This is a genomic window from Blautia sp. An81, assembly GCF_002161285.1.
GTDB lineage: Bacteria > Bacillota > Clostridia > Lachnospirales > Lachnospiraceae > Blautia > Blautia ornithocaccae.
In genome coordinates this window covers 34,489-46,791 of record NZ_NFHH01000003.1, presented here as the reverse complement: position 1 = coordinate 46,791, position 12,303 = coordinate 34,489, and the positions used below count along the sequence as shown (strand labels likewise).

Below are 12,303 nucleotides of genomic sequence, written 5' to 3'. Positions count from 1 at the left end.
ACTTTACAATAGCTTCTTATTAAGATACCATTTTCCGGTGAAAACGTCAATTCTTTTGGAGGAATTTACTCAGTTTACGCCTGCTTTCCGAAGCCCAAATACCCCTGCCAGATACAGTGCGCCTCCTATAAGCGCTCCGAAAAACAACTGTATAACCATGGCAGTTTTCAGAATATTCCCTGCCGCTTCATGAAACCAGGGTGTCTGAATAATCTTCGGCAGTACTCCAGCCGCCAGAAGCCATAAAAAGACCAGTATCCAGCCGCCTCTTGTGTGAAACCGATGGATAAATGCCCCTCCTGCACAGGACAGTCCTGTGATCAGCAGCCCATAGACTGGAAGCCAGGGTATAGATACATAATCTGAAAAAATACTGATCGCAGTCTCCAGTTGTCTGGTCCCCGGAGAGCCGGAAAAGAGACTATGAGAAATCAGCATTTCCAGTTCCAGAAAAATCTTCAGTTCCACAACCATGATCAGACTCTGAAAAAAGGTCACAATGCCTGATACAAAAAGAAATTCCTTTCTGGTATGACCAAAACGCAAATAAAAATCATATCCATAGAATACCTCTGTGCCAAAGCCTATAACGCACATGATTATGCCTCCAAAAGCAGCCAGCATGGTGGCGAAAGGCAGAGCCCCAGGCAGCTGCGTCCCTGCTTTCATGGCTCCGGTAAACAGGTTTCCAAAAATCCATACTATTCCAGTCAGTGAAATATAGATATAAAACTCCTTTTTCCTGATCTTCCAAAGTGCTCTTACGCTTTTCCACATACTCTCCACCTCCTGCTATATGCGGATTTCCAGATTTTTCAACAGCTTCCAGGAAAAGTATTCCATAAGATGATAGACTACTATAAAAACCAGCAGCCAGAGCAGCGGATTTTCCTGTAAAAACAAGAACGACATCTGTATCTCAATGATATCCTCTGCATCTATGATGGCCATAACGTTATAACCCACAAATCCCCCGATACCGGCGCAGGCAACTACTATAGCAGCCAAGACGATCCACTGTTTTCTGGTCTTTAGATAGAGGATTGTCAGCAGCTCCATAGCTCCCTGTACCAGCATCATCAGCACAAAGCCCCAGAAGACCATGGTCAAATCTTCTGTTTTCACAGAAGGCCACCTTCCAAACGTAACAGCCGCTGCGGAAATAAGGGCTATGAAAAGAGCGCTGAGCAGCTTGGCAAACTGCATATCCTCAAATGATTTTTTTCTGGTATATCCCATAAAAATTTTCAAAGGTTCATATACGCTATATCTGGAATAGACCATAAGCATTAAAGTAGCCGCTGACACTATGACAAGTCCCCCTGCAAACATAGAGCCTGCAATTTCTTTCACACTTTCCAGGCTCCACTGGGAAAGACGGAAAAACTGTGCTATGCATAGTAGGAAAACCATACCTGATCCCACCCAGACATTCTCCCATACGACTTTTAGGATTCTCTTACCTCTCTTCATATCACTCTTCCTCCCCGGCGCACAAAGAAACAAATACCTTCTGAAGGTTCATTGGCTGCAGTGTGATTCCCTGGGTCTGGTTCAGGGTTTCTCCCTCTTTCAGCCTGACCATAACACTTTTGCTCCTGCCTAAGATTTCCTGGTGATGGATTTCTTTTCCTTTAACTGCCTCATCTACTTCCTCTGCTCTGCCGCTGACATAGATACTGTGCTCCAGCAGTTCCTGGGTATTTTCTTTCAAAAGAATTCTTCCCTCATGGAGGAAGATTACTTCCTCAAACAGGTCTGCCGCTTCCTCAATGATATGAGTAGAGATAACAAAAGTCCTGCCGCTTTCTGTAAACTCTTCCAGTAAGAGTCTATAAAACTGTTCCCGGGCCACTACATCCAGGCCGGAAACCGGTTCGTCCATAAAAGTAAATTCCGCCTTGCTGGCCAGTGCCAGCACAATAGAAAGCATGGAAAGCATGCCCTTAGACAGCTTCAATGTCTTTTTCTTTTTATCCAGATGAAACAGTTCTACTAATTCTTCTGCCATATTCTTATCCCATTTAGGCAGATAGGCCTCTGCCATTTCCAGATAATCCTTTACCCTAAGACCAGAGGAATCTCCCACTGCATTGGGACTGATTTCCCTGGAAAAGAAAATCTCCTCAAGGGCCCTGGAGTTCTCCCACACCTTTTCTCCATTCAGAAGAACATCTCCTGAAGTGGCCGGATTCTGGGCGGAAAGAATAGACAGCAGCGTAGTCTTCCCGGCGCCATTTCTTCCGATGAGGCCGTAAATCTTCCCCTGCTCCAGTGTCAGGTCTATATTGTGGAGCACTTCCTGTTTCCTGTATTCCTTGACAATTCCCCTGCATTGTAAAATTTTTTCACTCATTTTCTTTCCCTCCCTGGTTCCATGCGATCATTTCAATCAGTTCCTCTTTGCTGATCCCCAGATTAGCTGCCTCTGCCAACATGGCTTTTACATAGTCTTCAAAAAAATGTTCCCTTCTTTTCTTTCGGATCGCCTCCTTGGCGCCTGCCGCTACAAACATACCGATTCCCCTTTTCTTATACAAAATACCTTCGTCTACTAAAAGATTCACGCCCTTAGCTGCTGTGGCCGGATTAATGGCGTAAAGTTTCGCCAGCTCATTGGTGCTGGGCACTCTTTCCTCTTCCAGGAGAATATCCCTCAGGATATCTCTTTCAATCATTTCCTTAATCTGAAGATAAATCGATTTCTCCTGATTCAAAAGTTCCTGCAAGATTTCTCACATCCTTTCTATTCTGTCTATGGACCCATAAATTCTTTTTTGTTTCTTCTCTGAATCTTGCTTTACATTTTTAGTTCATTGCTTATATGGTTCATTACTTGTGTAATTAACCATATCACTAAGCATTAAAAAAGTCAATAGAAAAACCGGAAAAACAGATTTTTTCCTGCTTTTCCGGTTTTCTGTATGAGTTTCTATTTTTGCCTGTGTCCGGCTCCTTTTCCGTCTATTTTTCAAAAGTAACTGCAACTTTGCCGCAGTTTCCACCTGCCATAAGGGCATAAGCCTCTCCGGCCTTCTCCAGTGGAAACTCATGAGTGATCAGCTTTTCCGGATGAATGTTCCACCGTACCAGGTGCTCTGTCAGTTCTTCCATTTTCCAGAGAGAAGTTACCCAAGAGCCATAAATAGTTTTCTGTCCATGGATCATATCCGGGCTGGGATTCAGGGTGCTGGTACCTCCTTCCCCTACAAAAGCAATCCTTCCCCAGTCTCTGGTTCCCCGGACCGCAAGCTGCCGGGCCTGGTCATTGGCGCTGGCATCAATAGCCCGCTCTGCTCCATGTCCCCCTGTAGCCTCCAGAATTTCTTCTAAAGCTCCCTCTCCCGGCTTAATGATCAAATCTGCAAGTCCCAATTTTTTCGCCAGATTAATCCGGTAGTCATTTATCTCCACACCGATCAGTTTATCTGCACCCATAGCTCTGGCCAGCATTAAAGCTGCAAGCCCCACTGGCCCCAGTCCCGTAACCAGCACTGTATGATTTCCGGAAATTCCTATTTTCTCAATTGCTTCATAAACGGTTCCAAATCCGCAGGCTACCTGAGCACCGTCCTTATAAGTCAACGGTTCCGGTAATGGGATCAGGTCTTTTTCCTCTGCAAGGATATAGGGCGCCATACCGCCGTCTCTCTGCCAGCCATAAGCTCTTCTGTACTGACTCTTGCAGGATATATAATACCCCTTCCTGCAGTCATGGCAGACACCACAGCCGGAAATATGATAGACAATGACCCTGTCTCCTTTCTTAAACCGCCGCAGTCCCTGGCCTTCCTCTACGATCTGCCCGCAGGGTTCATGACCTGCAATGGTTCCTGGGATATAAGCCTCCGGTCCTTTTCCCACATGTTTCCGGTAAATACAGCGGATATCGCTGCCGCAGATAGTAGATGCCATAGTTTTTATCAGCACCTGGCCGAATCCCGGCTTTGGAATTTCAAAATCTTTCAGTTCCACTGTGCTGTTGCCTGGCAGGATCGCACCTTTCATTGTACCCATCTTAAAATCCTCCTCTGTGTTTTCTCTGTGTTTTTATTTATCTTTATTATACGTTTATATGAAGTTTCTTTAAGAGAGAACAGCGACAGCTTTCAGAAAATATGTCGTCTTTTCGCAGGTTTATTTATATTCTTTCTTGACTGTCCTCTTCTGTTCCTGATAGACTGTAAGAAAACCGGAAGAATTTCTGAAACCGCCTGTTGGATTACTAAAAACAACGTTATTCCCTGTCAGGAGGAAATAAAATGAACACCCTGCTCCAGAATCTGGATTTTACTTTCACTGTTGAAAATATCCCCGTCCATGTCCTTACCATTGCCCTTTGCCGTCAGGTACTCCATGTACCTTTTCACAGCCATGGCGCCGGCTGCTATGAGCTGCACTATATCGTCTCTGGGAAGGGGGAGATCCATTTAAAAGATGGATATTTTCACACAGCTCCGGAAACCTTTTATATGGCAGGTCCTCACATAGAACATTCTGAGATTTCCCACAAAAAAGAACCCATGGTGGAATTCTGCCTTTATTTCCATATAGACCATTGCCTTCCCAGTATCATTAGCGGAAAAAAGCCGATCCTGTCTGCTCTGATCTCCCAGGATCTTATTCTGGAAAGAAAGGGCTCCTGTCTGCTTCCTCTTTTAGAAGAGCTGAAAGAGGAGCTGGAGAAAAAGCCCTTTGGATATGGGGAATACATCTGCGGCCTCCTCAAACAGATTTTTATTCTCTGCATCCGCAGTTCCCGGTCCGCTGCCAGTGAGGGAAATTCCTCTTCTCCTCAGAATCTGGTCCTGCAAAAATCCGTCATTGCAGAAGATTATTTTTTATATGAATATGAAAATCTGAGTCTTAGGGAACTGTCCCGCCGCTTAGGTTTAAGCACCAGGCAGACAGAACGTTTCCTGAAAGAGTTTTACGGACAGACCTTTCTGGAAAAGCGGACTCAGGCCCGTATGGAGCGGGCTCTGGTCCTTCTGGGGCAGCCAGGCCAGACTGTCACCTCCGTATCCAACGCCCTGGGATACTCCTCTCCAGAACACTTTTCAGGGGCCTTTCGAAAATACTTTGGTTCCAGTCCAAAAAATTTTCTAAAAAAGTGTTGATTTTTAAAAAAATTCTGGTATAATAGCATTTGTTGGTCACGGGGTATGGCGTAGCTTGGTAGCGCGCACGGCTGGGGGCCGTGAGGTCGCAGGTTCAAATCCTGTTGCCCCGACTTTTAAAAAAGGATTTTCAGTATTTTTGAAATGCTGAAAATCCTTTTTTGTGTTTGCCGTCAAAAGTTCTCAATAGCAAAAAACCTTCAAACTGCCCCATCCATTCACAACAGTTTGAAGGTTTTCTAATCAGCTTCAATAATTGTTTATCGCCTCAATAATCTCATTATAATCACACAATCCATTTCCCACGTATCGTCCATCTTCATACTGAGCTCCGTCATATGGCGTAATTGCCTGTTCTGTATTATATACCTGGTTCAGCAGAGTCATATATTCTTCCTGGGAAGATACCTGGGTTCCATTCCAGTAGTAGTTATAAATCGGCATTCCAGACTCATCAAGTTGTACATTTGAATTATCTTCAGCGCCGTAATCACCACTGTAGAGCAGGGCGAACTGGCCGTCCTGTATGGTATATATTTTGTCATAATAGACATCCATATGTCCGCCCAGATCCCTGAACAGATTCTGCCCTTCTATATAAGAAAATCCGTAGTTGTACATAGGCTGTTCAATCACCGTTCCTTCGGCATAACTGCACAAAACATCGCCACTGGCAGTAGTACCGAAGTTAATATATAATTCCGGTATCTCATCATTATTTATATTTACCAGTTTGCTTATTTCAAACTGTCCATGGCTGTTTATATAGTCAATGTAAGCCTGCTTCCACTCCGAGGAGACATCTGGCGTTTCCTGCGTATCACCACTTTCTTCTGCAGTTGCCTGACCATTGAGCACTTCATAGATATCCTCCCCCTGAGGCCAATTGTTCAAATACCAAAGGGTAACCTTTCCCTCTTCATTGCCATCAAAGGAGGCCATAAAAGCCCGGTCATTTATAGTAGTTAAATAGGCCGAAGTATTTTCATTCGTATAATAAGTAATCCAACCATTTTCTTTCATTGCTGTATCTGCTTCAGTCATATCATCTCCCACTGTAATCCCATATAAAGAAACATAGTCTGTTCCCTCATCTTTCATACTGAAAGCATCATCCAGCCACTCTAGATAAAAATTGTCTTTTTTATAGGAATCTGTATCAGAAAGCTGCCATCCCTCTGTATGCTCCATGCCCAGTATATCAACCAATTGCTGAAAGTTCTGGAAATAATCACTGACTTCTATATGAGTTTCAGAGTTTTCCTGCAGAGACAATTCTTCATCTGAAGGAATCTCTTTCTCTGTTTTTGTTTCTTCTGGCTGTTCTTGATTTTCTTCCTGACTTTTCTGATTCTCCTGTTCTTTTTCTTCTCCCTCTGTCCTCTGATTTCTGCAGCCTGAAACTGCCAGTAATAAACAGCAGGTCAGTAATATAATCCTCTTTTTCAACTTCTTCTCCTTCTTTGTTTCTTTCCAAAACCTTTAATTTACATTCCACTATGCTTCTACTATATCTTCATAGCTTGCTAGGCTCCCCGCTCTTGCGGTTATCTTTACATTCCACTATGCTTCTACTATATCGGAAATACTCGATAATATCGAGTTGCCGGAAGACACTTTACATTCCACTATGCTTCTACTATATCTCAGACAGCCTTAAAATGTGCACCAGACGTATTGCCTTTACATTCCACTATGCTTCTACTATATCACACAGACGGCAGCACGACTACATATACCGTTACCAACTTTACATTCCACTATGCTTCTACTATATCGGGGCCTCCCCTATAATAAGGACTCACGGTGCCAGGCTTTACATTCCACTATGCTTCTACTATATCAGACCCAGAAATCAGCACAGATGATGTTGTGATCACCTTTACATTCCACTATGCTTCTACTATATCCTCTAATCAAAATAGTCAACCCCTTTCCTTTTCTTCTTTACATTCCACTATGCTTCTACTATATCCATTCATCATGTTGTCATTCCCCTTTCAATTGCTGCTTTACATTCCACTATGCTTCTACTATATCTTAGTGACAGGGGCCTTAACCGCCACAGTTTTTGCCTTTACATTCCACTATGCTTCTACTATATCGTAGCATAAGGAGGTACTATCTATGGGACATAAAACTTTACATTCCACTATGCTTCTACTATATCGATATCCGATCAGAAGCGGAAGCTGCTGTAAAAAACTTTACATTCCACTATGCTTCTACTATATCACCCGGCAGCAGAAGGGTCAACAACGATATATTCTATCTTTACATTCCACTATGCTTCTACTATATCCGATATGCTTAAAGATATGGAGAATGTCGAATACCTTTACATTCCACTATGCTTCTACTATATCGCCACCGTATAGATGTAATACCTTATCAAATCCATGCTTTACATTCCACTATGCTTCTACTATATCTAAGGCGGATTCAGCACAGAAGAAAGCTTCTGCTTCCTTTACATTCCACTATGCTTCTACTATATCCGGGAATCCTCGATTTGCTTCTGCCTCTCTGCTATATCTTTACATTCCACTATGCTTCTACTATATCAGACTGGCGGCATAATCCTTTTGCACCGCAACAGCTCCTTTACATTCCACTATGCTTCTACTATATCAGTTCTTACCGGCAGTAATGCTACAACCTTTGTTCCCTTTACATTCCACTATGCTTCTACTATATCGAAGCAGATTTATTTGCACAGTTTAAGCTATTAGACCTTTACATTCCACTATGCTTCTACTATATCCTTTTCTCAGCACCTTCACATCATCTGCATAAGCACTTTACATTCCACTATGCTTCTACTATATCCCGAATTACTGTTCTTCAGATTAACGTATGAGTATCTTTACATTCCACTATGCTTCTACTATATCCCGTTCCTGTTTTCCCCTTCTATTTTCTTCAATACAGGTACACTTTTTGTCTACCTCCTTTCCTCGTTGATTTCTTTTCAAAAATTATCCACCTTTCACTTTACAAAGTATAAATTCCCCTTGATATTTCAATCTTTGTCCATCTCCCAGCAATTTTTCGCTATTGAGGATCGACAATCATAAAAAGTTGCTTGTCTTATCATCATCCACACCCCAAAACTCCTTAGGAATCCACTTCTCATTCCTACATTTAAATACAATCAATGAATCTCTGTCCTCTCGAATCACTTTATTAAGTTCCATTTTCAATTTTAAAAGCTGCGCTTCAGAAATCTCTCCTTCAAAAACAGAATTCTGTATATGCATCAAATATTTCTTACAGGTTTTAAACGTCTTGGACAGTACTTTCGCTCCGCTCTGGTCACTTTTTATATCATATACTAATATCACATACATAGCAATCCCTGCCTACCACCATATTTCAAAAGGCTCATATACCTTTTCCCCTAAAAGATGTTTCACCAGTTTATAACATTCCAGACGCATTAAATATTGATAAGAAACTGTCTTATTTAGAGCTTTATGCTTTATCGTGGTCTGCATTTTTGCGTCCAATTCCGCCACGATCGTTTTTGAAGCGTTCTGAGACAAATGCAGATAATTCAATCCCTTTGTAAAATTTTTTTCTGTAATCTGCTTCCTGTTCAAAAGAGAAAAAATCAATCGGTCTCCCAAAATTGGTTTAAATATTTCTGCCAGATCAAGGCTTAACGAAAACCTTCTATCACCTGGTTCATGGAGATAACTGACAGTTGGATTCAGCTGAGTCTGATAAATTTCTCCCAGCATTTTTGTATATATCAACGTATTCACAAAAGAAATCAGTGTATTAACCATATTGTCAGGCGGATTTTTTACCCTCTTCTCAAACTCAATTTCCTGGTCAATGATAACCGGCCAGGCACTGTAATATATTTTCCTGATATTCCCTTCATACCCCATCAACTCCTGGATACTCTGCGCTTTAGGGATCTGTTTCCGTAAATCTTCTATCTCATTCATATACGACTGTACATCTTTTCCCCTCCCATTATAATAACGCAGGTTGCGGTAAATATTATATGAGGCACCTTCTATAAATGCTTTCGCCAGTTCCATTCGTTTTTCATGGTCCGTATAATGCTCAACCTGACGGACTAAAAGATTTCCAGAAACTAAACGTTCTCTCGGATAAAAGCTGCCGGTATAGAAACTGTAATAGTTAAAAAAATGTACCGGTATGCCATACTGAGAAAGAAGATTGATCAGGCTGGTATTAAACGTCATCTCAGACATAACATAAATATCATGGATCTGTTCAATCGGAAGATCTCTTTTGTCATCGTTTTCATCTGTAAAAGTAAGTGTATTATCTTTTCGCCGCAAAGATCCGTTATTGTAAATATAGTAACTTCTTTTCATTGCACTGTCCTTCCCCTTTCACTTCATCTTATTGATAACCGTTATTAAATAAAGCAAAGAGCAAAATATGCACACGATTTACAAATATTCTTTTTCTTCAATTCGGGAGGTATATCCGCGTTTACGATTTTTCTGATCTCCCCTAGCTTTGTCTTGATCTCCGCTTCATCCTCATCCGTCAACTCAACTTCCAGTGATTTTTTCAACAAAGGATAATCTATCCGCGCCGTGATACCCTCTACTCCTTTTTGTTTTAAATAATATAAGTAGTATTTTACCTGAAGGATCCCTGCCGCTTCTATCTTGCGGCTCTTTTTGATCTCATGCAGTATCCCGCTTGAACGGATAAAATCAATATTAATAACATTATCGATATTGATATGTTTCTCATCCCTTTTATAAGTTTCTTCATCAAGAACCTTTCCTATTTTTACATTCTCATTATCCTGCTCTAATTGTATACCATGATAGAAATACCACAGTTTCCGCCGGCATACTTCGTTGTAATATACCATAACACCAGTTATCTCTCTGTCCATAATACTTTCCTTTCAGCAAAACACACATTAAAGGATAATTCCCATTCCTGTCTGATCTTGGAAATTCATTTGATGAAAACCCGCCTCATCATACACACATTCCATTACCGGAATCTGTTCTCTTCTGCTAAGTTTAACAGGCGCAAACGAACATGCTTTTCCCTGCCGGACCGCAGATTGATACTTCGTCCAATACCAATACGGGACACTCAGCGCATATTGCATGATTTTTTCTTTCTCTTTCATCCGTTCAATATAATTTCGTGTCATATCCGATGCTTTTTCTGCAGCAGACTCAATCTCCTGTCTGTGTCTTTCGTAAATCGGACTCGGGATCACTGTTTCTGACAAGATATTTCTCAGATCAAACTCGTTTTTTTCAAACTGATATGGCTGTATCCCTTCGATCCAGTCAACGTCGCCATATTTCTTCAAGTACTCACTCCCCCGCACATTCTCAGTTGTAAAATATTTATTGATCAACTCTATCTTTTGTGCTTCACTGAGTATTCCATTCACCTCGTTCAGTGCTGATCTTGACAGTTCGAATAAGGTTCTGTCGATAAACCCATGCGGTGTCCCGGTCAGATGCTCCGCATCAATCTGTGTATACACAAAACAATTCGGCCCCGCTATTGATTTTACCCCTTTACGGTTACACCTTCCCAGTCTTTGAAACAGCGAACTGAGTTCGTAAAGTTCTGTAAAAAGATAATCAAAATCAATGTCCAGGCTCGCCTCTACAAGTGATGTTGATATCCAGATCCCCGATCTGCGGTCAATCTTCCTGTTTTCATCAAAAGTCTTCCCAAAGTCCAGAATCTCTTTTTCTAATACCGCTCTCTCTCTCCGTATAAAACGGCTGTGAAGAATATGTACATCCTGGCCTCCCAGATTCTCCTTCAATTCTTCATACAGCTCCTGCGCTTTTCGTATCGTATTGCATACGACCAGTATTTTCCCTGCTTCTCCTGATCTGCAGTTTCTGCGGTAAAATTCCTCAATATCTTCTGCATTGATCTTTCGATCCCGGATTTCCAAATGATGACGGATAGAATCATTTACGAATGTTGCAATATTTTCTTTTTTGAATGGAATATTTTCCATCAGAAAATCTTTGATAAACGGAGGCAATGTCGCGGTCATGACCGCAACTTTCCCTCCCATGCTGACAATTTGCTTTAATCCAGTGATTAAATAGCGCAGCAGTTCCGGATCATACATCTGTATTTCATCTATTACGATCTTGGAGAAAGAAAGCGTTGTCAACTTCAGTTCATAAGTCTGATACTTAAAAACAAAATCAAACAACTGATCAAGAGTCGATATACTAAGCGGTATAGACAAATGCTTTCCCCGATTTTCATATTCAATTAAATCGATAGTTCCTTCCGATTGTTTTGCGTAATATTCCAATGACTCAGAATGAAGGACCGCAAGCCTTGTATCAATATCTTTATTAAGCAAAATTGTTTCCTTCACCCTGTCATACATTGCATTGATCGCCGTTCTCAGAGGAAGGATAAAATATCCTTTATGGTTTCCGATCCACCGAAATCCTGCTTCTGTCTTCCCCATTCCAGTCTGTGCCACCACAATTACATTGTCATCCTGCCTCTCGCCGCAAAAGGCCTGCAGTTCATTCCAATCCGCTTCCGGATTATGCTGACGCCACAGCATTCTGACATTTTCCATAGAAGTATCCAGAAAATCATTTGGATATTCAGAAACGTATCCACCGCTTGCGCTGTAATCGCATAGATGTAAGATTCCTTTAATTTTAATCGCAGCAGGATCATTTATCATCTTTTTAATCCTTTTTCTCGTACTCCGTTTATTAATATCATATATACAGAATCCCGCAAGAAGAGAAGAAATCAATTCTTTATTTTCTTCCAAGATTTCAATCGGATCTCCATAATCATGATGATAAAGAATTGCAAACAGAACCCTGTAATATTCCAGCTTTGGGTCTTCGAATCCATCGAATTGATCTGGATTTAAAAAAAATCCAGAAAGCACGTTATGGGGGATTTCTTTGTCCTGATTAAACAAAATATGCTGCCCGCATTTCGCCTTTGCAAGTCTGTTTTGCATCTCAGGATTTGCCTTTCCGTCATCATGATGTATACAGGCAATCCTTACCAATCTGTATAACTCATCATCCTGTATATATCCATAGCTTTTCATCCGCTCCAGTTCTATCAGTAGCTTTTCTACATGCTCTTCTATTGTTTCATCCGGTTTTGCCCAAAATGTTCCATCCTTCATATCCTCTTGCCCCTCTGC

11 protein-coding genes, 1 tRNA gene and 1 CRISPR repeat array are annotated in these 12,303 nt (G+C 41.5%); of the genes, 2 read left to right on the top strand and 10 right to left on the bottom strand.

The genetic code is table 11. The annotated features are described in order from the left end of the window. Nucleotides 1–69: 69 nt before the first annotated feature. From B5G33_RS03680 to B5G33_RS03660, 5 genes are all read right to left on the bottom strand, one after another. Nucleotides 70–777, bottom strand: coding sequence for a hypothetical protein (locus B5G33_RS03680; RefSeq protein ID WP_087271171.1), 708 nt, complete (start codon nt 775–777; stop codon nt 70–72). 15 nt (nt 778–792) lie between these two features. Next, nucleotides 793–1,473, bottom strand: a complete 681-nt coding sequence (locus tag B5G33_RS03675; protein WP_087271174.1) for a hypothetical protein — start codon at nt 1,471–1,473, stop codon at nt 793–795. Between the two features lies 1 nt (nt 1,474). Next, the gene (locus tag B5G33_RS03670) at nt 1,475–2,356 is read right to left on the bottom strand and encodes an ATP-binding cassette domain-containing protein (RefSeq protein WP_087416793.1); all 882 of its coding nucleotides are present in this window, start codon (nt 2,354–2,356) and stop codon (nt 1,475–1,477) included. Beyond that, nucleotides 2,349–2,729, bottom strand: a complete 381-nt coding sequence (locus B5G33_RS03665; protein ID WP_087271181.1) for a GntR family transcriptional regulator — start codon at nt 2,727–2,729, stop codon at nt 2,349–2,351. The genes B5G33_RS03670 and B5G33_RS03665 overlap by 8 nt, the downstream gene beginning before the upstream one ends. Nucleotides 2,730–2,964: 235 nt before the next feature. Further along, a complete protein-coding gene (locus tag B5G33_RS03660; RefSeq protein WP_087271184.1) occupies nt 2,965–4,017 on the bottom strand; it encodes a zinc-dependent alcohol dehydrogenase family protein in 1,053 nt (350 codons plus the stop codon). A 245-nt stretch (nt 4,018–4,262) separates the two neighbouring features. Here B5G33_RS03660 and B5G33_RS03650 point away from each other — a divergent pair, with 245 nt between their 5' ends. Together B5G33_RS03650 and B5G33_RS03645 are read left to right on the top strand one after the other, a co-directional pair. Further along, entirely contained in the window at nt 4,263–5,120 is an 858-nt protein-coding gene (locus tag B5G33_RS03650) for an AraC family transcriptional regulator (RefSeq protein WP_087271191.1), read from the top strand. A gap of 39 nt (nt 5,121–5,159) precedes the next feature. Continuing rightward, nucleotides 5,160–5,233: transfer RNA gene (locus B5G33_RS03645), tRNA-Pro, on the top strand. A gap of 136 nt (nt 5,234–5,369) precedes the next feature. On the opposite strand, the gene B5G33_RS03640 is transcribed toward B5G33_RS03645, so the two are convergent. From B5G33_RS03640 to B5G33_RS03620, 5 genes are all read right to left on the bottom strand, one after another. Next, the gene (locus B5G33_RS03640; protein ID WP_087416792.1) at nt 5,370–6,569 is read right to left on the bottom strand and encodes a hypothetical protein; all 1,200 of its coding nucleotides are present in this window, start codon (nt 6,567–6,569) and stop codon (nt 5,370–5,372) included. 36 nt (nt 6,570–6,605) lie between these two features. Continuing rightward, a CRISPR array of direct repeats spans nt 6,606–8,014; the repeat unit is 30 nt; unit sequence CTTTACATTCCACTATGCTTCTACTATATC. A gap of 177 nt (nt 8,015–8,191) precedes the next feature. Continuing rightward, nucleotides 8,192–8,470: a CRISPR-associated endonuclease Cas2 gene (gene cas2, locus B5G33_RS03635; protein WP_087416791.1), complete on the bottom strand. Its 279-nt coding sequence runs from the start codon at nt 8,468–8,470 to the stop codon at nt 8,192–8,194. 12 nt (nt 8,471–8,482) lie between these two features. Then, nucleotides 8,483–9,475 (bottom strand): type I-B CRISPR-associated endonuclease Cas1b, encoded by a 993-nt coding sequence (gene cas1b, locus B5G33_RS03630; RefSeq protein WP_087416790.1) that lies wholly within the window; start codon nt 9,473–9,475, stop codon nt 8,483–8,485. Nucleotides 9,476–9,519: 44 nt separating this feature from the next. Then, nucleotides 9,520–10,014 (bottom strand): CRISPR-associated protein Cas4, encoded by a 495-nt coding sequence (gene cas4, locus B5G33_RS03625; RefSeq protein ID WP_087416789.1) that lies wholly within the window; start codon nt 10,012–10,014, stop codon nt 9,520–9,522. Between the two features lie 27 nt (nt 10,015–10,041). Next, entirely contained in the window at nt 10,042–12,285 is a 2,244-nt protein-coding gene (locus B5G33_RS03620) for a CRISPR-associated helicase/endonuclease Cas3 (RefSeq protein ID WP_087416788.1), read from the bottom strand. Between the last annotated feature and the right edge of the window lie 18 nt (nt 12,286–12,303).

Bases quoted from the DNA above. Each gene is read 5' to 3' on its own strand.
- cas4 (WP_087416789.1), bottom strand. From the start codon at position 10,014: ATGGACAGAGAGATAACTGGTGTTATGGTATATTACAACGAAGTATGC.
- B5G33_RS03620 (WP_087416788.1), bottom strand. From the start codon at position 12,285: ATGAAGGATGGAACATTTTGGGCAAAACCGGATGAAACAATAGAAGAG.
- cas2 (WP_087416791.1), bottom strand. From the start codon at position 8,470: ATGTATGTGATATTAGTATATGATATAAAAAGTGACCAGAGCGGAGCG.
- B5G33_RS03650 (WP_087271191.1), top strand. From the start codon at position 4,263: ATGAACACCCTGCTCCAGAATCTGGATTTTACTTTCACTGTTGAAAAT.
- cas1b (WP_087416790.1), bottom strand. From the start codon at position 9,475: ATGAAAAGAAGTTACTATATTTACAATAACGGATCTTTGCGGCGAAAA.
- B5G33_RS03675 (WP_087271174.1), bottom strand. From the start codon at position 1,473: ATGAAGAGAGGTAAGAGAATCCTAAAAGTCGTATGGGAGAATGTCTGG.
- B5G33_RS03660 (WP_087271184.1), bottom strand. From the start codon at position 4,017: ATGGGTACAATGAAAGGTGCGATCCTGCCAGGCAACAGCACAGTGGAA.
- B5G33_RS03680 (WP_087271171.1), bottom strand. From the start codon at position 777: ATGTGGAAAAGCGTAAGAGCACTTTGGAAGATCAGGAAAAAGGAGTTT.
- B5G33_RS03670 (WP_087416793.1), bottom strand. From the start codon at position 2,356: ATGAGTGAAAAAATTTTACAATGCAGGGGAATTGTCAAGGAATACAGG.